This window comes from Pseudoalteromonas rubra (assembly GCF_000238295.3).
Lineage (GTDB): Bacteria > Pseudomonadota > Gammaproteobacteria > Enterobacterales > Alteromonadaceae > Pseudoalteromonas > Pseudoalteromonas rubra.
Window position 1 is genome coordinate 1,054,466 of the sequence record NZ_AHCD03000044.1, and the last position, 18,257, is coordinate 1,072,722.

Below are 18,257 nucleotides of genomic sequence, written 5' to 3' on the forward strand. Positions count from 1 at the left end.
TTGTTTTAATTTGATATTGGTTGTGCGTAAAAAACAAACAATAAATGTCAAAATTGCGATGTAAATTTTATTTGATACCTAACGAGAAGGATGGGAATAAAATGGATCAGTTACTATCAACAGACATGGATCTTAGTTCCGCCGAAACAGATCAACGGATCCATGATCTCTCAGGACAAAAGCAAAGTGGTCTTGCCTGGGTCAAGGCGAATGTGAAGGAAATTAATGCCTGGGTTGACCGCGATGGGTTCGCGTTGCTTCGCGGTCTCAACATCGTCAGCACCAATCAGTTCAGCACAATATTGGAAACGATTTTTGGTGAGCAGTTAAGCCAGTATATCTATCGCTCTTCCCCTCGCACTGCACTGCGCAACAACATTTACACCACCACTGAATATCACGCCGATCAGGTGATCCTGCAACACAATGAAAATGCTTATTCAAATTGCTGGCCAATGCGAATGGGCTTTTTCTGTGTTGTACCGGCCAAAACCGGCGGAGATACACCACTAGCTGACAGCCGTGAAGTTTATAAGCAGCTGCCAGAAGCGTTAAGAAATCGCTTTGAAGAGCGCGGCATTATGTATGTGCGTAATTACGGCGACATAGATTTGCCCTGGCAAGAGGTGTTCCAGACTCAAAGCCGTGACGATGTGGAAGCCTACTGCTGGAAGAATGACATCCAGTGCGAATGGTTTGACGATGGCAGGTTACAGACTCGCCAGTTCAGGCCTGCGGTGATGACACATCCGCAGACGGGTGAAAAGGTTTGGTTTAACCAGGCACACCTGTTTCATTGCTCTGCCGTTGACACCGAAATGCCTGACAGCATTGGTGCCGACTATTTACCGCGTAACGCTTATTACGGCGATGGCAGTGAGATTGCGAAACAAGATATTGATGTCATCAATCAAGTCTATCGCGATCTGACGTTTTCTTACCCTTGGCAGCGCAACGATATTTTGCTGCTGGATAACATGCTATTTACTCACGGCCGTCAGGCCTATACAGGTACTCGTAAAGTACTGGTGGGAATGGCAAAAGCTGCGCGTTAAGACGCGCAAAATGGGGTTTGTTAGTGGTGCGGCGGTTGACAAACAGAGTAGTCAAATTTGAGGAATCCAAACAATGAAATGGTTAAACCCTTCAAGGCTGAATATCATGGTGATGTGCCTGATCAGCCTCGCCCTGGCATCGTGTCTGCAAAATAAAAGTACTGCGAAAGATACTACGATCACCGCATCGCAAATTGAAATGATAGATACTTCTGTCAGGCAATATTGTGATGCCATGGTGTTTTTCGGGACTATTTATATCACTTCTGTAGACAAAGTGGTTTATGAATACCACTGTGGTCCGCAAAACATGCAGTACAACGTGGATAACACGGTTAAATCTAAGTACCGGATTGGCTCAAATACCAAAGCGTTTGCAGCTGCGATCCTGATGCGGATGCTTGAAGGAAAGGACCTCAGAGTTGAAACCGTCGGCGATCATCTGCCCTGGTATCCTAAAAACCAGTGTGCGGACGTCACTTTGCATAACCTGTTGGCCATGTCGTCAGGGATCCCGAACTACAGTGACAACGAAGAAGTTTATAACGACTGGGGCTGGCGTCCTTATTTGTACGACGAAACCCTTAATCTGAATGGCCCTGAAGGGTTTGGTAACCGTTTTTGTACCTGTGAAGAGCAAGGGGGACAGCCGTCTTTCAGTCAGGGTAGCAAGTACGAATACAGTAACTGTAACTATTACCTGGTTGGCAACATCATTGAACAGCTTGCAGCGGGTACTCAGGGTGACATCGACCGCAGTTTCTGGTTCAGCAATATCCTCAAAGAGCAGATCCTCGATCCGCTGGACATGAGCGAAAGTGGCTCATTTAGTGCCATTGGTATCTACCCAGATATGACGACAGGATACATTTACAAAGATAACCAGTATCTGCCACTGGCCAATGGGCGTCCGCCAGCGACAGGCGGTCCTGCGCCGTATGAAGACATTCTGGTGAACCCATACAGCAATCCGCTCGTGCTTTACTCAGCCGGTGATATGTATTCAACCGTAGAAGATATGCACAAATGGGATCAGGGCTTGTACACCAACAAAATACTTAATGAAGCCCAGAAACTGGCTGCATTTGCACCTTATTCCAACACCGGTAGCTCTTCATCGTGTGAATACTATGGTTATGGCTGGTTTGTGACCTATATCGACCCAAATCAGTACGGCAAAGTGGCCGATTGTCCGGATGATCCAAGTGAAACAAATCTCAGAAAATACGAAAAATTCTTACAGTACTCAGGCAGCTATCCCTACTCGTGGGTGACCAGTTTCAACCGCCTGTTGGAGCGCGACCAGAACGTAATGGTATTCAGTAATTACGTTAAAACGGGCACCGAGTCGGATTGTATTGCGCAGGAAATTCGCAACATCATCTTTTATAGCGATAAACACCGTACCGAAGCTTGTCAGACGGTATTGGATGAAGCGTAAAAGTGAATGGGACCGTTCTGCATTCAGACACCTGCACCTGATGCGGGATCTGTGAACAGGGTACACATTCACAAAGCAATGGGAGCAGGACGATGGTTCCATTGCAAACAAAAATAAAGCAGTGAGTAACGGCGGTTTTGTATCGTATCCATTGCATTTTAAACGAATTTACTTGCTGTGTTTTAGGACATGGAAAGTGAAAAAGGGCAAGTTAGGGTCTAGGCTTTACCTGACTTGGTGGGTTTAACAACTGTTTATGCCAACTGAATTTTTAACGACGTTGGTACAATTCCAATCATAGAGGAAAAAACATGACAGCGACAAAAACAGCGAAGGATGACAAGGCCACAACGGCTGCTGGCGCTGCTCCACAGCAGGAATCAGCAAATGTTGAGGTTGAGAATCGCGAAGCCGTAGCACGTATTATTGTCGATAAGTACACCAAATGGTCTTTCGGTACGGGTCTGATCCCAGTACCAGCCATCGATTTGGTGGCCTTGACTGGTGTACAAATCAAGATGATCAGTGAGATTGCTCAGGTATATGGTCAGTCTTACAGCGACAATAAGATCCGCGGTACGGTAAGTGCGGTGATTGGCGGCTCATTCCCACAGTCTTTGGGCGGTGCAGGACTTAGCAGTTTCTTAAAGTCGGTACCAATCATTGGCACGCTTAGCGCACTCGCATTTATGCCAGTGGTATCAGCTGCATCTACAAATGCAGTAGGTTCTACGTTTATCCGACACTTCGAAAACGGCGGCACTTTGCTAGATCTTAATCTGGCAAGCATTAAGGGAGACATCTCTGAAATTGCTGCTAAGTATCGAAAAGATAAAGGCAACAGCACTCAAGACAACCAAGCTACAGCGTAAGTTGAGAGGCTAAAACACAAATAAACCAACGGCGTGTCTGTTGGTTTATTTGCTCATCGGTTAATTGGAACTGCTAGTCAGTTCAGAGGAGCAAATCATGTTAGTTACTTTGTATCTGGTGTTATGTGTACTTTCTGGTTACTGGGGACGCAATACCTTTGCGGGTCCGGTTGGGTTTTTCTTTATTGGCCTGGTATTCACGCCGCTGGTGAGCTTGCTGGTGCTATTACTTGCCAAAACACGTCTGGCAGAGCCAAGAGAAGCGGAGGAATAACAGAAAATCCGGCATTGCCTAAATTCACTATTTGATTGTGACCAAAAAACAGGCAAGCTAAAAACAGAGGATGTAGATCCTCAAGATAAGATAACAAGGATTGCAGTTCTGACTGCGTCGTAGCGCTCAGTATTATGACCAGTGGCGGACTTTCAGGCCACTGGTAACACAATGAAAAGACAATAAAAATGGTATTATACGATTTAATAAGTCGAAACATTAAAATTAAAAAAAGGACCTTTGTATTACTCGGTTGTATCTCTGGCCTTGCCAATGCACTGGTGCTTGCTCTTATCAACAACGTGGCAGAAAACATTTCTGATATCCACAAAGAAAACCATGTATTTTACTACCTGGTGCTCTTTACCCTGACGGTGTTGATCTACGGATTAACCCAGCAGAGGTTAATGACTAAAGCCGCTAAAATGGTCGAAAAGTCCATTGATCATATGCGAGTTGAGCTATTCGAATCGGTTCGGCATACCGAGCTATCGACGCTTGAAAAAATTGGCAAGGAGCGAATTTTTAATACGCTCAGCAAAGAGCTGCAAACCATTTCTCAGTCTGCTCAGCTCTTTGTGATCATTGGTCAGTCTATCAGCCTGGTGTTTTTCACCTCATTGTATATTGCCTATCACTCGGTGATGGCGTTTGTGGTTCTGAGTGTATTGATCATGTTGGGCGGCAGTATCCACCGCTTAAGGGCCAATGAAATTCAGCGTAATATGGCGCAGGCATTTCAGAGCGAAAACCAGCTTATCCAGCGCTTGTCGGACTTGCTCGATGGTTTTAAAGAAGTAAAACTGAGCGCACCGAGAGCAGACGACCTGGAACACGAGTTTTCCCTATCCTCTGGCAAAGCGCGGCGCGCACAAACGGTGACCAAGACCTTGTTTGCGACCGACTTTGTCCTTTCTCAGATAACCTTTTTCGCTGCAACCGGTGCAATGGTGTTTTTTGTGCCAGTGTTATCAGATGTTTATCCGGAAGTGGTCATCAAGGTGACGACAGCCTCGTTGTTTTTAATCGGTCCGATCACCAGTATTGTGGGTGGTATTCCAGTGTTCACTACGGCAACGGAAGCGGCGCAAAATGTACTGACACTTGAGGCAGACCTTAAACGGGAGCAAGCTGAAAATACGGTACGGCGCAATACCCAGGTACAATCCATTGATAGCTTTGAGGAGTTAAGGCTTGAGGGCGCGTATTATCAACATAATCGTAAGCCTGGCGACAGGCCTTTCTTTGTCGGGCCGGTCGACCTAACGGTTAAAAGAGGACAAATTACCTTTATTACCGGTGGTAACGGCAGCGGTAAAACCACGTTTATTCGTATGTTAACCGGTTTATATGAGCTTCAGGCCGGACAAATCTTCCTCGACGGGCGCGCGGTTCACGACGCCGATCGAGAGAGCTTCCGCAGTATTTTTACCTCGGTCTTTGCGGATTTCCATTTGTTTAAACAGCTCTATGGGATCAAGACAACGTCACAGGAAGATATCGATGAATGGCTGACTTTTTTAGAAATGAACGCAAAGGTCAGTGTGATTGATGGAGAGTTCAGTACCATAGATCTTTCTTCCGGGCAAAGAAAACGCCTGGCACTACTCAGCACCATACTGGAAAATCGGCCGATTTATATTTTTGACGAATGGGCCGCCGATCAGGACCCAATATTCAGACGAAAATTCTATGAACAGGTATTGCCCAGGCTTAAGGCCCGTGGCAACACTGTGATCGCAATTACACATGACGACGCCTATTTCCATCTGGCGGACGTGCATTTGAAGATGGTAGAAGGACAACTAATGGAACATCATGAAGTAGAAACAGATGGAGTACCGTCATGAATATAATCCTGCCTCCTGATCTGGCGCTCATAGGATTGGCGGCTGCCTGCCTGTTGATCCTCATTGCTAACCTGGTAATGCGGGCTCTCAGGCGCTACAAACCCGCATGGCGTAAACGCATATTGTCCTGGCGCTTCAGAGCTGGTTTAACCCTATTGATTTGTTTGTTCTTAGTCGTGGCGTTGGTTCCATTTATCTTTATCCGGGTTGACTCCGGTGAGATTGCTGTTTTGTGGAAGCGCTTTGGTGGAGGTACGTATCTGGATCAGCACTTTAGTGAAGGTACAGTTCTGGTTATGCCCTGGGATAAGTTGGTAATTTACAACGGACGTTTTCAGACTGCACATGAAAGCATAGATGCGATCACCAGCGAGGGTCTCAGAATCACACTCAATGTCACAGTCAGGTATCGCCCTGTCATTGAGCATGTGCCTTATCTGCATCAGCTGGTAGGGCCCAGGTACCTGGAGGAGATGGTGTTACCTGAGGTGGCATCGGCGGTACGTATGATAGTGTCGCGCTATCGTGCTGAGCAGGTTTACAGTCATCAACGGATACAAGTGCAAAAAGAGCTGCTGGAAGAAGTGCTGCATGAACTACATCTTCAGGAAGAAACGATTTTAGAGCAAACCGGCCACATGAAAGATGGTCATACATTAGTTAATTTAGACGATATGCTGATCAAACGTGTCGATGTGCCCGATAAGGTGCATGAGGCGATTATTTCTAAGGTAAATCAGAGTTACCTGAATGAGGAATACGCGATGCGGCTTGAAGTAGCAAAGAAAGAAGCGCAGCGTAAGAAAACAGAAGCACAGGGTATTGCCGATTTTCAGGAAACCGTGGCAGGCGGTATCTCGGAAACTTACCTGAGATGGCGCGGTATTGAAGCGACTATTGAACTGGCAAAATCAAACAATGCCAAAGTGGTTGTGATAGGGAGCGGCAAAGACGGGCTGCCGTTGATCCTGAATACAGAAAGCAGCTTGAATGGCTCTGCCCCTAACCTGGTTCAGGAAACAGCCAATTTAGTTAAAGCTGAGGAAGCAACAAGGCCTGTGCCTGACTACGTAAACAGCGTGATTAAACCAGGTGAGCCTATGAGCACGCATCATATGAGCTCTGCAAAATCTGGAGAACCATTGCATAAGTGATATTGCTGCCTCGTCTTTGTGTCTGCATCCTATGCCAATGGTTCCCGTGTCGAGCAAGGGATGACGCAGAGGAGTGAAGCGAGAGCATTTGCATACCGTCAGCGCTAACTATATGGCGGTTCTGGTCTTTGGAGCGATATTGCATGTTAAATGCGCTTTTACTTAATAAGGGAGCAACCAAGTAATCTTGCAATCACCTCAAGTGTGACATGTGTAACCTAAACTATTCACCCCTCCGTCATCCCGGCCTCCGAGCCGGGAACTACCTACAAACGACTCGATATGCCAGATACCCATAGTGATGTCGTTGCCTATCGATCTTGTAAAGGGGCTTTACATTTTTTCAGAACGGGTGTGCAGAGCGGCGAGTTAAGGGCAGCAGCAGCATGGAAAACACAGGCTTGTTATGGAGAATGGCTGAAATGGTCGGATGATGAGAGAAGAACAGTGTCTCATATGCAGGGCACTCAGCGTGCCCTGTTGTAACCTGTTTATCTTGGGTTACAGGTATTCACTGGGTAGTAAGAAAAATATGGGCAACCTTTCTGGACTCTGGTTGGTGGAATAGCCGTTGCACCACCTGCGATCATTGGTGTTTGATCTGAGTTCAGCGCGTTTTTATTGCCTAGGTTTTTTAGGTTCTTTTTACTTAGTTGTAACTTCATGGAGATCTCCTTCTTCTGTTTAATAATTGTTCGGTAATATTGTTCTCACAAAGTACACTGAGTGTAAATTGAAAGAATCTAATGTGTTAATTTTATTGTCTTGAATGGGGGGCTATTCAGTGTGTTGAGTTTCTAAATGATAGCTCGCAATTTACTGTTCTCTGTATGATTTTAACGTACCAGCCTTTACATAGAGTTGGCCGGGGACAGAGGTTTTTACCACATCCATATTTTGTTCTTATTTTTTGGGTAATCTTTCGGGACGGTCTGAGGGAGCATTGTCTGCTTATGATTCGAGCTGTTACTGACGGTAATTACCAGCGCGGCGTTACGCTGCGCAGTAGTAAATATTCCGGGTGGGGATATTGCGCGTTTTTATGCGTCTGACAGTCATGGTTTGATAGTTCATTTGGCCTTTATTTTAAGGGTAAATAGAATAAATAAGTCTAGTCACTGGCCAGGGTAGCCTGAAAAGGTGGTCAGTATAAAAGACTGTAATTGAGAGTACTTGTATCAAGGCACACAGGATGTGCCTTTTTTATCCTTAAGCGCCCGCACTATTACTAACAAGCACATTTTTTTCATCGTACTATCGATTATTGGCGTGTTAAATTTAAACAATGCCATCATGCTATGGTTGTTTGACTTCCATCGCTTCCTGCACTCCCTTTTTGGGGAGTTATCAATATCGGGTTTCAGGCGTATATTTCTATGAGCCTAAACGGACAGCCCGGCACACCTTTATATGACTCAATAGCAACATAATGCTTATATTGGTGTAATTAAGCACTTTTGGTGGCCTGGCACTGGCAATATCGCTATAAAAGTGACTGTTTTGACCAAGCATCGCATTGCTGCCTTTAGGTAAGACCTGATATGAATGAAGGCCGAAGAAAAATAAAATTATCAAACACGGTGCAAAAAGGCACTTTGGTATGCGCGCTAATGCGTCCTTGGTTGCGAGTGCTGAATACATGTTTGTTGTCCTGAGTTGTCCACGCTAGTTGGGGTGGCCGCAATTAGAAATGCATTCTGGTATTTATAGCCAGAATAGTTAGGGCAGTGAGTTCTAAGCAGTTTGAGGGCATTTGCTGCGCTTGCATGGAACCTCGGGTTTTCGCCGGAGTCGAAAGCTGACACAAGCAAAGCGATGAAGTGAGCGATTATGGCACTCTGATGCCTGGCTAAATCGGGTGCTGGTTATCGCTAACCAGCGAGCTTGCAGATAATCAGCCTGGGGTTTTACAGGGCTTAGTATAAAGAATCCAGCTAAGTAAATTGAGCGTCAATAAGTAGGCCAACCACAGGGGATATACACTGGGTTGGCCACTTTTTTAAGGGATGAGCAAACTTTGCTTTGCTTTGAGTACTGCCTCAGTTCTGTTGGCTGCACCCAGTTGACTAAGGATCTGGCTTACCAGCTCTTTAACTCTGTCTTTAGACACTTGCATCAGCTCAGATATTTCCGGGTTAGTCATCCCTTTGGCCATATATAGCAAACACTCGCTACTTTTTGGCGTTAAAGTGGGTCGCATAAATAAATAGTCAGGGCACTCTTTGATTATTCTGGGGATCAGAGTGAGTGTGATATCACTTAATATCGTACTATGTTGATGATAAACAGATTTTATTTCATCACATGTTTGGCTGGAAAAGAAATTCACCAATACAATTGCGCCGCCATAATGAACAGGTATGACTATGCCGCCATTGATATTCTCCTGAGCTAACAGGTTGCCTAATGTTTTTGGCGCAAGCGTTGCGCTTTGGTAGTCATGAGTGCTCCAAAAGCGCGGTGCCAGTGTTTGCTGGCAGTAGTCGATCAGGTCATCAGAAAAACAATGTCCATCTGTAAAGTAAGCGCGAAGGAATTGTTCGGAACAAGTAGAAAGATACCTGAAAACGGGCTCGGTGCCATTCACCCCAACAATGAGAAACTGGTCCATACCTAGTGGTTCTGAAAATCGGCTTAGAGCGGTAGTGATGGCTGTCTCCGGATACAATGCAAAGGCATCCGGGTGGCTGATTTTGTTACCTGAGTAGTCCATATAAACTCCTGTGTGCTTTTTTTAATGTTGCAGGTTCTGTTTTCTCGTTCTGCACCCTTAAGCTAATGAGTTTTGAGAACTACCTGTTATGAGAAAAGCGACACCGAGTACTGCAAAAGCGACATTTATAATTGTTAGTATAAAAAACAATGTCTTATTGGTTTTTCTTGTTGGTATGGGACGACTTTGGATGTTTGATTATTGTGCAAATCAAAAAGCTCACGCTTTTTTGATGAATTCTGTTGGCAAATTTTTAACAAATCAGTTGACTGTACCTGATAAAGGTTATAGAAAGTAATTACGCATTTTACAGTAAGGACGTAAGCGTAATAATGTTAAGTAGGATACTGGCAACGATCTTGTTGCTTATCGTGCACTGTCAGGCGCTGGCAGAATCGCCAAACCAACTGAGGTTACATCCGTTAGACGTTGATAAACTGGATATGGTCACTGTGATCAATTCTGTCACTCAGGATAGTCAGGGCTATTTGTGGGTCAGTGGTATTTCTGGTGTACTAAAATTTGATGGTTATCACTCTATCTTTTACCCGCTTGAACAAGCCAGAAAAGTGATAGAAGACGCGCAGGGAAGAAGGTGGCTTCTGACTGGCAATGGCCTGTATCTATACTGTCATGTAACGGACAAGTTCAACCGTTACCTGAGCGACATGCATCAGGACGATATGCATAATAGCTCCTTATTCCGGGACAGCTATAGCATTGTTCGACGTATTGATAGTAAAACCTTTCGTCCAACTGAGTTGTATCAGGATAGTCAGAATAAGCTTTGGCTGGTGGGTGACGATGGGCGTTTGATATACTTTTCGGCTGATCAGGAACAATATGAAAGTTATGACTTTCCCAGTTCAATAATTCAACATAACCTGCGTTTTGGTATTACATTTTTCAATGATCTGCCATTGTTTGTATCTAAAGATGGCAAAGTGTATAGCCTGGATAAAACAACAGGCTCATTTTACGTGTTGTTTCAAGATAACAGGCTGGTGAACACCAGAATTGTGACTACAGGCCTTTCGAACACTGTGCATCTTGTGTCAGATCATGGTCTTTTCATACTCGACTTGTCAAAACCAAGTCCGCAGTCGCTGACAAAACTAGATATCGACCCGCGTTCTATCACCTCTGTTCATGTTGGGCACCATGCTACATTTATAGGTACAAATAAATCGCTTATTGTGTTGGACGCAGACAATCATGTTAATCGCGTGAGCAGTTATTATTCTGATGGCCTTCAGCAAAATATATTCGGAGTCCAAAATGTGTTTGACGATGAGCGTGCTGTTTGGCTCTCTACAAGTAAGGGGGTGTACCAGGTAAAGTTTGCACAAACAACACAGGCAAATGGATATGTTAAGGCATCACTGAACGCAACAAAAATGCCGATGATTGAAAGCTTGCTTGTAGATAAGCGTGACAACCTCTGGATTGTCAGCCAGCGCAAAGTTTACCTGAAAAAAGCAAATACAGGACTAACGGAAGCTATCGAGCTCGATGCTAATCGAACAGATGTGCAAGTCCAAACCGTTTTTGAAACCAGAGATGGATCCGTTATGTTCGGAGGGGTGTCGGAGTTGTATCAATATGACATAGAGCGACAGCGTTTCAGGAGAATACCACTACCGCTAGACCCGGCTAAGATGGGCAAGGAAGTTAGGGACATAGAGCAATCTGAAAATGGTCACTTGTGGTTGCTTACCTTTCAGGGGGTCGCTGAATATATACCAGCTAAAAACGAAATCGTGTCTTTTCAGCCAGGTCATTTTAAAAACCTGAAAAAAGGTCCCAATGGCACCGTTTTGGCCTGTGGTTTTGAAACTTACACCCTCGGCAAAGGTAAAGCAGAAAAAGTAGATTTTCAGTTAGAAGAATCAATTAAACATTTAGTTGTATACGATGCGTCAGTAGACCAAAGTGGGAGATTATGGGCAGCAACTTCACACGGACTATTGCTGCATGAACTGGACACTAAAAGTACTCGAAAACTCGATTTAAACGGCGTTTATCCCAATGTGGTTTTTGCTTTTACCTACCGGGATAACGGGGGGCACATCTGGCTGATTGATATGACTAATATATACAAAGTTGAGCCAGAGACAATGGAAGTCGTTTATACAGAACCCGTCAAGCGACTGAACATTGGTGCGAAGACCTATGGTAGCGTGTCGGAGTCATCTTCGGGCACCTTGTTTCTTGGTGGCGTTAGTGGATTTGCCGCGCTTGAAAATACCACAACCATTGCACCTTATGGTGTGCACTTCAGCCGTGTCATTGTTCAAGGACAAAGTTATCCTGTATATCAAGCAGAACCCGGGTTGGTAAATACGATTTCTCTAGGCACTGAATTTACGAGTGCGCAAAGAAACGTAAAGTTTGAGTTTGTAAATATTAAACGTGACCCTAATGTTGATATTTACTATAAATATCGTTTAATTGGGTTTGATTATGAGTGGACAGAAGTTGACCAAACTCAGCGTAATGCAACTTATACTAACCTGCCATCAGGTGATTACGAATTTGTAATAAAAAGTCGCTCAATTTCGAGTGAATGGACTGAGTCTAGATTTAAATTTTCCATTGCAACTCCTTACTATTTAACTGTTTGGGCATTTCTGTTTTATGCGGTATGTTTGATATTACTCATCGCATTAATATTGATTGTTAGAACACATCAGCTGAAACGGCACAATCTTCAACTTGAAACACAAGTTCGGGCACGCACAGAGGAAATTGAACAAAAGCGGGTGCAAATTGCCAATCTAATGGAAAGCAAGAACAAACTCTTCGGCAATATTTCACACGAATTACGCACGCCCTTATCTGTAATCATGCTGCCAATAAAAAGCATGCTAAAACAGAACCCGGACAAAGAAAATATCAGATGGCATGCCGCATATTCTCAGGCTGTCCGGCTGGAAAAATTAATTGATAATTTGATCCGTTATGCGAGGAAAGACAACTTCGCACCGCCTGAAAATCACCAGTTTACTGCCAGGGTCGTGCTAATGAAGCAGATACAGGCTTTTGATCTGCTTGCACATGAGAAACAGATCAAGATAAAAACAGACATATGTCTGACCTGTCAGGAAGTTGTGCTTAACGAAGCCGATTTTGAGCAGGTTGTGACAAACCTGTTGTCTAATGCGGTGAAATATACGCCAGATGGAGGAATAATTCAGGTTTGTGCACAGCAAAAAGGTAATATGCTGGTGCTGATGTTTACGAACTCGGGACCCGGTATAGAGCCTGCACTTCAGGCGGACATATTTAAACGTTATGTGCGTGGCACACACAATGACATAGCAGGGCAGGGAATTGGATTATCTGTGGTTCATCAGTTGATATCTGGGTGCGGTGGCGCAATTGAACTGACCAGTGAGCCCGGGCAAGGTTGTCTGTTTACCTTACATATCCCAATTTTTCTTAACTCGCATAATGAGTTTTATCAAAAAGATCTCTCAGCAATCCAAGACAATGCGTCTGAATCGGAAAGCGCGGATACATTAGAACGAATTTTAATTGTTGAGGATAACCCCGATCTCAGAATGATGTTAAATGAGGCGCTATCGGTCTGGTTTAATTGCACGGTAGCCGGGGATGGCGAACAAGGCCTGGCAATGGCAAAGAACATTTTACCGGACCTGATAGTCAGTGATGTCATGATGCCGGTTATGACAGGTCTTGATATGTTACGTGCGGTTAAACAAGACGAAATGACCAGCCATATTCCTGTTGTGTTGCTCACAGCCAAAGAAGATGATGCCAGTCGTATCATTGGATTTGAAGCTGAAGCAGATGATTATATGGGCAAGCCATTTGATATCGATGTATTGAGAATTCGAATTGAAAACCTGATCAAGGGTCGCAAGAAGCTGGCACATTTATATCGGCATCATATTTTGCACGGCGAGGATATAGCGCAGGCCCGTCAAGAAGATAAACGTGTACCTTTTATAGATAAGCTACATCATGTGATCGCACAACATTATCAGAACCCGGAGTTTGATACTGAGCACATGGCCAGTCTGGTATTTTTGAGTACCAGACAGCTACAGCGTAAATCAAGGAGTCTAACTGGGTTATCACCTATTGCTTTGCTCAGACAATACAGGCTACAGCAGGCCTGTAAACAGCTCAGAGCCGGGGCTTTGGTAGCTGACGTAGCCTATCAGGTGGGCTTTTCCTCTCCGGGTTATTTTAGTAGTTGTTTTAAAGCTGAGTTTAGCTTGTCTCCACAGCAGTATGTCAGGCAATTTGCCAAAGCGGCTTATGAGGATGAGGCGGGTCAGTGAACTGTTACACCAATTTGCTTAATGAAGTGTTCTATTTTGAGGCGAGACAATAGGGTCAATAACACCGCTTCCGCGTCCTGCTATCGCTGAGGCACCTACATCCATATAGGCGAGGCAAAAATTTGTGAACTTGTGTCTAAGGTATAAGGTTCTAAATGAGAAAATTTTAACGATGTTAGCGTCCTATTTGCTCCTTCAAATAGACCAGGTATTAAGTGAAGTTGGTATTGAATATGCCCTGCGGTTTGGAAGCGGTTAATCTGTTCTACTCAATGTCCAAGATCAGGCATTATTTTGCCTGATCTTGACACCTTCCTTGGTTAATCGGGCAAGGTACATGTAAGGATATTGCCATTGGAGTCGATTGGTGTTCCAGCAGCATCCTGGTTAGTAGCGCCCCCCTGGACAAGTGGCGTTAACTTGCTTTGTAGACCCGTTTTAGTAGATAAAACCTTTAATTTTTTTGCTTTGAGGTTAAGTTTCATAATGGTTTCCTTTTTGTTATGTCACCGACGCCACTTTTGCATTTTATTCGAACTATGTAAATGGTCACGTCTCTAAAATAAGTACTTGTTCTTACCCCCATTTGGGGGGGGAGTAAAGCCTTAAAGGTAACTTATTGTAGCTTCAGAACCTGGATTCTATGGCCGATTGAAAGTATCTATCAAGTCGCACTCCCCCTCTAGCAAGCGCGAAGTGTCATCCTCGATATAGAGCCGGGAACAGCTTACTCGTCACTGTTTTTACTTGAACATATGGCTGCATATGTCGATGTCGCGATGACTCACTTGAAAAACTACTCGCTTCATCACAGTACATGGAATTGTACGTGAACCGATTTCGAACAACTTTTTTAATGTTTATCTTGTTGTTACGTCTTTACTCTAGTTTAATAGCCGTGAATTTGTGCAGTTTAGGTACAAATCACATAAAAAAAGGAATGATAATGAAGACAAAAGCAACAAAAGCCCTGATTGCTGGGTTATTACTCACGCCTGCACTTTATGCGCATGCAGACGCAACCAAAGGATATGCCGATCCCTACAATTTTAACAATCATGGTAAGTGTAGCTTCAACGATTCTGGCCCGAGCTATTCAGATGATTCTGACTACAACTACATCAACTATATCAAAAATAAGGTCTCGCCGTATCACCATTTGAATACCACTTTGAATGAACGTTTACTGCGTGGCAGCTACTACAGTCTGGACAATCAGCTTTTCTATGTGGGCGGGCAAAATGTGCCTAAATATTCCGGCCCGGCAGCGACAGGTTCCGCAAAAGCAGCTCCTATGGCGGTTCAGCGTGGCGACTGGACGTATTACATTATCAATGGCGCGCATTCAGATTGTGCACTCAATGCACCCGCACCAAATAAAGGGTATGAGCGTTTGGTATACGCAGTGGGTGCCTATAATCATAAATCGGGCATGATTAAAGAGCCTGTGATAGTGCATGTAAAGGATACTAGCGACTTTCATGACACGGCAGTCATCAATGTAGACAGCCAGGGCTATGTTTATGTATTTATCTCCGGGCGTAATTCGACCCGGGGTGGTCTGGTTTATCGCTCCTCGAACACGCATGACAACTTTTTTGCAAACTTAGGCTCATTTAAGCTGGTTGATGCAGTTAACGAAGTCGGTAACGAATTAGATAGCAGCCATAATTGTCCGAGTAGCGGCGATAAGTGTTATAACCTGGGCTTTACCTATCCACAGGCTTGGTGGGTGGACAATAAATTTGTATTGCTTAACACCCGTTATATACAAACGTCTGATGATATGAAGGCGGCATTCCGGCAAACAGCGCGTCGTCAGCTATATATGACAGAATATAAGGTACAGCCAGGAGGGCTGGAGGCGCCGATAACTAAAAAGCTGGTTGCACTGGATGATAAACGGAGCTTCGGCCATTATGCCGTGAGTACAGAGCGAAATGGTGTACTGGCCATGGCTTTTAATGTACACGTTCCTGATCGTTGTACTCGCAGTGACATAAAGCAAGCTGATTGCGAAGCAAAAGGCCTTAACGGCAGGCTAGAGAATCGTCATTACCCCAATGACAACCGCACTAACCTGTACTTTATATACTCCAGAGATGGCGGTAAAACCTGGTTAAACAGTCAACACAAGACGCTTATTGACACAAGTCGTGGCCAATACATTAATACGCTGAGTAAGCTCAACGAAGCCTTGTTGTATCAGCCAGATACCAGTGTTGACATCGTCAACGGTTACAACCCTTACAGCACAACCATCAAAAAGCGTATTTATGTCAAAGATCTGGACTTTAACACCAATGGCTATCGCGGTTACCTGACTTCTTTGAAAGTACTGATCACAGAAAGTGATGGTATTCACGGCTTTGTGCCGAAAACATCTGCTGAGTCTCGTCGAATGATCCGGGCCTTGGTTATCGATCATAATGGCAAAAAAGACTACGTAGGTTGTTACAATTCGGCTGATTGCTGGGCTGACCATGCGTATTCATCTGGTACGATTATCACCCATACTCAATACGGTTACAGTGAGCTTGCTTTCCCTATGTCAGCTGGCGACATGCTGGCTGGCGGTAAAGTTCACCTGTATAGCAGTAACTTAAAAACCGCGGGTGACGTAAAAGTGTGGAGCTATCTGGGCGCACAAGACTACCGTGACCCGAACGATGTAAACTACATCCGCAAAGTACACAATGCCAAATCTGTAACGGGTGACGAGCCTGTTTACTTCTGGGCGCAAAGTGAAACTAATTCTCGCGTTGATCTTGTATTGGCCGGACGTAAAGGCCAGCAAGTACAGTTGACAGGCAACTTTGGTACAAACAAGAAAATGGCTTGCCCAACGCGCTACGTGTTTAACCGTTGTACAAACTGATGACATACTTAAAATAAGTATCTAAACACCGACTCTGGCGCGCACATGCCAGAGTCGGACATGACCTGGAACTTGCCATCATTGCCAATGAGTTGAGGACCACCCATCGCCACCTCAAAAGCCTTAGTTATCCGCACAGCCAACAGCGCCAGTTCGTCATCCCGTGCAAAGCTCCGTAGCTTCACCTTGGTTAACAAGACTTTAGCCTGACCCGGGCCATGGAGCTCGCATCTTCACCCCAGCTAAGTAGCCCATTGTGCCATTCTAGTCATAGCACCCGCAGCGTCACTCTGGCCACCGAGCCCGTAGCGTGATCCCGGCCATGGAGTTCGCATCTTCACACCAGCCAAGTAACCCATCGTGCCATCCGAGTCATAGCGCCCGCAGCGAAACTCAGGCCAACGAACCCGCAGCGTCTGCCCGGCCAACGAGCCCGTAGCGTCATCCCGGCGAACGAGCCCATAGCGTCTTCCCGGCCAACGAGCCCATAGCGTCTGCCCGGCCAACGAGCCCGTAGCGTCATCCCGGCCAACGAGCCGGGAACCAACCACCGACGACACCAATAGCTTGTACTATTCACATTGAAGAAAGCGCCATTCCCAGTGTGTAATGCCCTGTAATAGTAATAAAAATAACCATAAGTTATTTTATAAAGTTTTCCAAAGCCAGGGTGAAGCGGCCTTGAGAAAAACAAACTGGACCCATTATCCAATTTGTAACCAAAATTTGAACACTTGTATTAAAATCGCTAATAACGGCGGATAAAAAGCTACTCAATCAGACAAAAGTGTTGTAGATTATTCTTGTGTCTGCACCAAATATCGGATTCCCGATCCGGTATCAAAGTTGCATCAGACAGCCAACAAGAGTAGCTAACAAGAACAGTTAACAAGAATAGTTTTAAAGTGTCGCGCAAAGGAAGTTGTAACCGCCGAACAACAGGCTGTGAGCCGGGAAACTCCCCGAATGCCATTACCTGTCCCATGCATCATCTCCTTACCAGCTACACCATTGAGTAAACGGGTGAGTGATGTCTGACTCCACATTAGAATACTACAGCCGCAACGCAGTCAGTTTTGCAGAGGCAACCTTCGCGGTAGATATGCAGCCGCTGTACGACGTGTTTTTACCTGCCATATCCAAAGGCGGTAAAATCCTCGATGCCGGTTGCGGCTCAGGCCGCGATGCACTGGCGTTTAAAAACCTCGGCTACCGGGTGGAAGCCTTCGATGCCTGCGCCGAACTGGCCAACATCGCCAGCTTCCACCTGGAACAACCCGTAGGCTGCTTCAGTTTCGACGAACTCAGAGACATCAACACTTATGACGCTATCTGGTGCTGCGCAAGCCTGTTACATGTCCCCATGGCAGAGCTCCCGGCGGTTTTTCAGCGCCTGCAAAACGCACTCAAACCAGAAGGCATAATCTATATCTCGTTTAAATACGGTGAAGGCGAACGCACTACAGATGGCCGCGCATTCACCGATCTCACAGAGCAAAGCCTGAGCGCCTTACTTGCCCAAAACACCGGTCTTAAAGCCTGCAAAACCTGGCAAACCGGCGACCAACGCCCCGGCCGCGAACACAAACGCTGGCTCAATGCTTTGTTGGAAAGGGTGGGGGCTGGGTCAGGCTGATGTGTAATGTGGTGTAATTTGGAACTTGACCTCAATCAGAACAACCAAACATAACCTTATGATATAGTAGGAAA

At 45.2% G+C, this 18,257-nt stretch carries 15 protein-coding genes; 11 read left to right on the plus strand and 4 right to left on the minus strand.

Going from position 1 to position 18,257, the window contains the following annotated elements; translation table 11 throughout:
* The first annotated feature begins 101 nt into the window (after positions 1 to 101).
* The 7 genes from PRUB_RS25085 (at position 102) to PRUB_RS25115 (ending at position 7,132) form a co-directional block, all read left to right on the plus strand.
* On the plus strand, positions 102 to 1,055 hold the full coding sequence (locus PRUB_RS25085; RefSeq protein WP_010380842.1) for a TauD/TfdA family dioxygenase: 954 nt from the start codon (positions 102 to 104) through the stop codon (positions 1,053 to 1,055).
* A 73-nt stretch (positions 1,056 to 1,128) separates the two neighbouring features.
* Positions 1,129 to 2,496, plus strand: coding sequence for a serine hydrolase domain-containing protein (locus PRUB_RS25090; protein WP_010380845.1), 1,368 nt, complete (start codon positions 1,129 to 1,131; stop codon positions 2,494 to 2,496).
* Positions 2,497 to 2,807: 311 nt separating this feature from the next.
* Positions 2,808 to 3,368: a YcjF family protein gene (locus PRUB_RS25095; RefSeq protein WP_010380848.1), complete on the plus strand. Its 561-nt coding sequence runs from the start codon at positions 2,808 to 2,810 to the stop codon at positions 3,366 to 3,368.
* A gap of 97 nt (positions 3,369 to 3,465) precedes the next feature.
* Positions 3,466 to 3,642 carry a hypothetical protein gene (locus tag PRUB_RS25100; RefSeq protein WP_164487838.1) on the plus strand — a complete coding sequence of 59 codons (177 nt, stop codon included), beginning with the start codon at positions 3,466 to 3,468 and terminating at the stop codon, positions 3,640 to 3,642.
* Positions 3,643 to 3,830: 188 nt separating this feature from the next.
* The gene (locus tag PRUB_RS25105; RefSeq protein ID WP_010380851.1) at positions 3,831 to 5,492 is read left to right on the plus strand and encodes a cyclic peptide export ABC transporter; all 1,662 of its coding nucleotides are present in this window, start codon (positions 3,831 to 3,833) and stop codon (positions 5,490 to 5,492) included.
* A complete protein-coding gene (locus PRUB_RS25110; RefSeq protein ID WP_010380853.1) occupies positions 5,489 to 6,646 on the plus strand; it encodes a prohibitin family protein in 1,158 nt (385 codons plus the stop codon). The genes PRUB_RS25105 and PRUB_RS25110 overlap by 4 nt, the downstream gene beginning before the upstream one ends.
* A gap of 282 nt (positions 6,647 to 6,928) precedes the next feature.
* Entirely contained in the window at positions 6,929 to 7,132 is a 204-nt protein-coding gene (locus PRUB_RS25115; RefSeq protein WP_155946408.1) for a hypothetical protein, read from the plus strand.
* Between the two features lie 5 nt (positions 7,133 to 7,137).
* On the opposite strand, the gene PRUB_RS25120 is transcribed toward PRUB_RS25115, so the two are convergent.
* Both PRUB_RS25120 and PRUB_RS25125 read right to left on the minus strand, forming a co-directional pair.
* Positions 7,138 to 7,311: a hypothetical protein gene (locus tag PRUB_RS25120; protein WP_155946409.1), complete on the minus strand. Its 174-nt coding sequence runs from the start codon at positions 7,309 to 7,311 to the stop codon at positions 7,138 to 7,140.
* Positions 7,312 to 8,645: 1,334 nt separating this feature from the next.
* Positions 8,646 to 9,359 carry a helix-turn-helix transcriptional regulator gene (locus PRUB_RS25125; protein WP_010380858.1) on the minus strand — a complete coding sequence of 238 codons (714 nt, stop codon included), beginning with the start codon at positions 9,357 to 9,359 and terminating at the stop codon, positions 8,646 to 8,648.
* 88 nt (positions 9,360 to 9,447) lie between these two features.
* Between PRUB_RS25125 and PRUB_RS25130 the strand changes: the two genes are divergently transcribed.
* A complete protein-coding gene (locus PRUB_RS25130; protein ID WP_010380860.1) occupies positions 9,448 to 9,657 on the plus strand; it encodes a hypothetical protein in 210 nt (69 codons plus the stop codon).
* A gap of 34 nt (positions 9,658 to 9,691) precedes the next feature.
* On the plus strand, positions 9,692 to 13,669 hold the full coding sequence (locus PRUB_RS25135; RefSeq protein WP_010380863.1) for a hybrid sensor histidine kinase/response regulator transcription factor: 3,978 nt from the start codon (positions 9,692 to 9,694) through the stop codon (positions 13,667 to 13,669).
* Between the two features lie 320 nt (positions 13,670 to 13,989).
* On the opposite strand, the gene PRUB_RS25140 is transcribed toward PRUB_RS25135, so the two are convergent.
* On the minus strand, positions 13,990 to 14,154 hold the full coding sequence (locus PRUB_RS25140) for a hypothetical protein (RefSeq protein WP_155946410.1): 165 nt from the start codon (positions 14,152 to 14,154) through the stop codon (positions 13,990 to 13,992).
* A gap of 461 nt (positions 14,155 to 14,615) precedes the next feature.
* Between PRUB_RS25140 and PRUB_RS25145 the strand changes: the two genes are divergently transcribed.
* A complete protein-coding gene (locus tag PRUB_RS25145; RefSeq protein WP_010380865.1) occupies positions 14,616 to 16,547 on the plus strand; it encodes a hypothetical protein in 1,932 nt (643 codons plus the stop codon).
* Between the two features lie 8 nt (positions 16,548 to 16,555).
* Here PRUB_RS25145 and PRUB_RS25150 read toward each other — a convergent pair whose 3' ends face one another.
* Positions 16,556 to 16,744, minus strand: a complete 189-nt coding sequence (locus PRUB_RS25150; RefSeq protein WP_010380867.1) for a hypothetical protein — start codon at positions 16,742 to 16,744, stop codon at positions 16,556 to 16,558.
* Between the two features lie 833 nt (positions 16,745 to 17,577).
* Here PRUB_RS25150 and PRUB_RS25155 point away from each other — a divergent pair.
* Positions 17,578 to 18,183, plus strand: coding sequence for a class I SAM-dependent methyltransferase (locus tag PRUB_RS25155; RefSeq protein WP_010380871.1), 606 nt, complete (start codon positions 17,578 to 17,580; stop codon positions 18,181 to 18,183).
* The last annotated feature ends 74 nt before the right edge of the window (positions 18,184 to 18,257 follow it).

What these genes read in the sequence shown, in the direction of transcription:
- PRUB_RS25125 (WP_010380858.1), bottom strand. Translation starts at nt 9,359, where the DNA reads ATGGACTACTCAGGTAACAAAATCAGCCACCCGGATGCCTTTGCATTG.
- PRUB_RS25130 (WP_010380860.1), top strand. Translation starts at nt 9,448, where the DNA reads ATGAGAAAAGCGACACCGAGTACTGCAAAAGCGACATTTATAATTGTT.
- PRUB_RS25090 (WP_010380845.1), top strand. Translation starts at nt 1,129, where the DNA reads ATGAAATGGTTAAACCCTTCAAGGCTGAATATCATGGTGATGTGCCTG.
- PRUB_RS25100 (WP_164487838.1), top strand. Translation starts at nt 3,466, where the DNA reads ATGTTAGTTACTTTGTATCTGGTGTTATGTGTACTTTCTGGTTACTGG.
- PRUB_RS25120 (WP_155946409.1), bottom strand. Translation starts at nt 7,311, where the DNA reads ATGAAGTTACAACTAAGTAAAAAGAACCTAAAAAACCTAGGCAATAAA.
- PRUB_RS25110 (WP_010380853.1), top strand. Translation starts at nt 5,489, where the DNA reads ATGAATATAATCCTGCCTCCTGATCTGGCGCTCATAGGATTGGCGGCT.
- PRUB_RS25095 (WP_010380848.1), top strand. Translation starts at nt 2,808, where the DNA reads ATGACAGCGACAAAAACAGCGAAGGATGACAAGGCCACAACGGCTGCT.
- PRUB_RS25145 (WP_010380865.1), top strand. Translation starts at nt 14,616, where the DNA reads ATGAAGACAAAAGCAACAAAAGCCCTGATTGCTGGGTTATTACTCACG.
- PRUB_RS25105 (WP_010380851.1), top strand. Translation starts at nt 3,831, where the DNA reads ATGGTATTATACGATTTAATAAGTCGAAACATTAAAATTAAAAAAAGG.
- PRUB_RS25140 (WP_155946410.1), bottom strand. Translation starts at nt 14,154, where the DNA reads ATGAAACTTAACCTCAAAGCAAAAAAATTAAAGGTTTTATCTACTAAA.
- PRUB_RS25115 (WP_155946408.1), top strand. Translation starts at nt 6,929, where the DNA reads ATGCCAGATACCCATAGTGATGTCGTTGCCTATCGATCTTGTAAAGGG.
- PRUB_RS25085 (WP_010380842.1), top strand. Translation starts at nt 102, where the DNA reads ATGGATCAGTTACTATCAACAGACATGGATCTTAGTTCCGCCGAAACA.
- PRUB_RS25135 (WP_010380863.1), top strand. Translation starts at nt 9,692, where the DNA reads ATGTTAAGTAGGATACTGGCAACGATCTTGTTGCTTATCGTGCACTGT.
- PRUB_RS25155 (WP_010380871.1), top strand. Translation starts at nt 17,578, where the DNA reads ATGTCTGACTCCACATTAGAATACTACAGCCGCAACGCAGTCAGTTTT.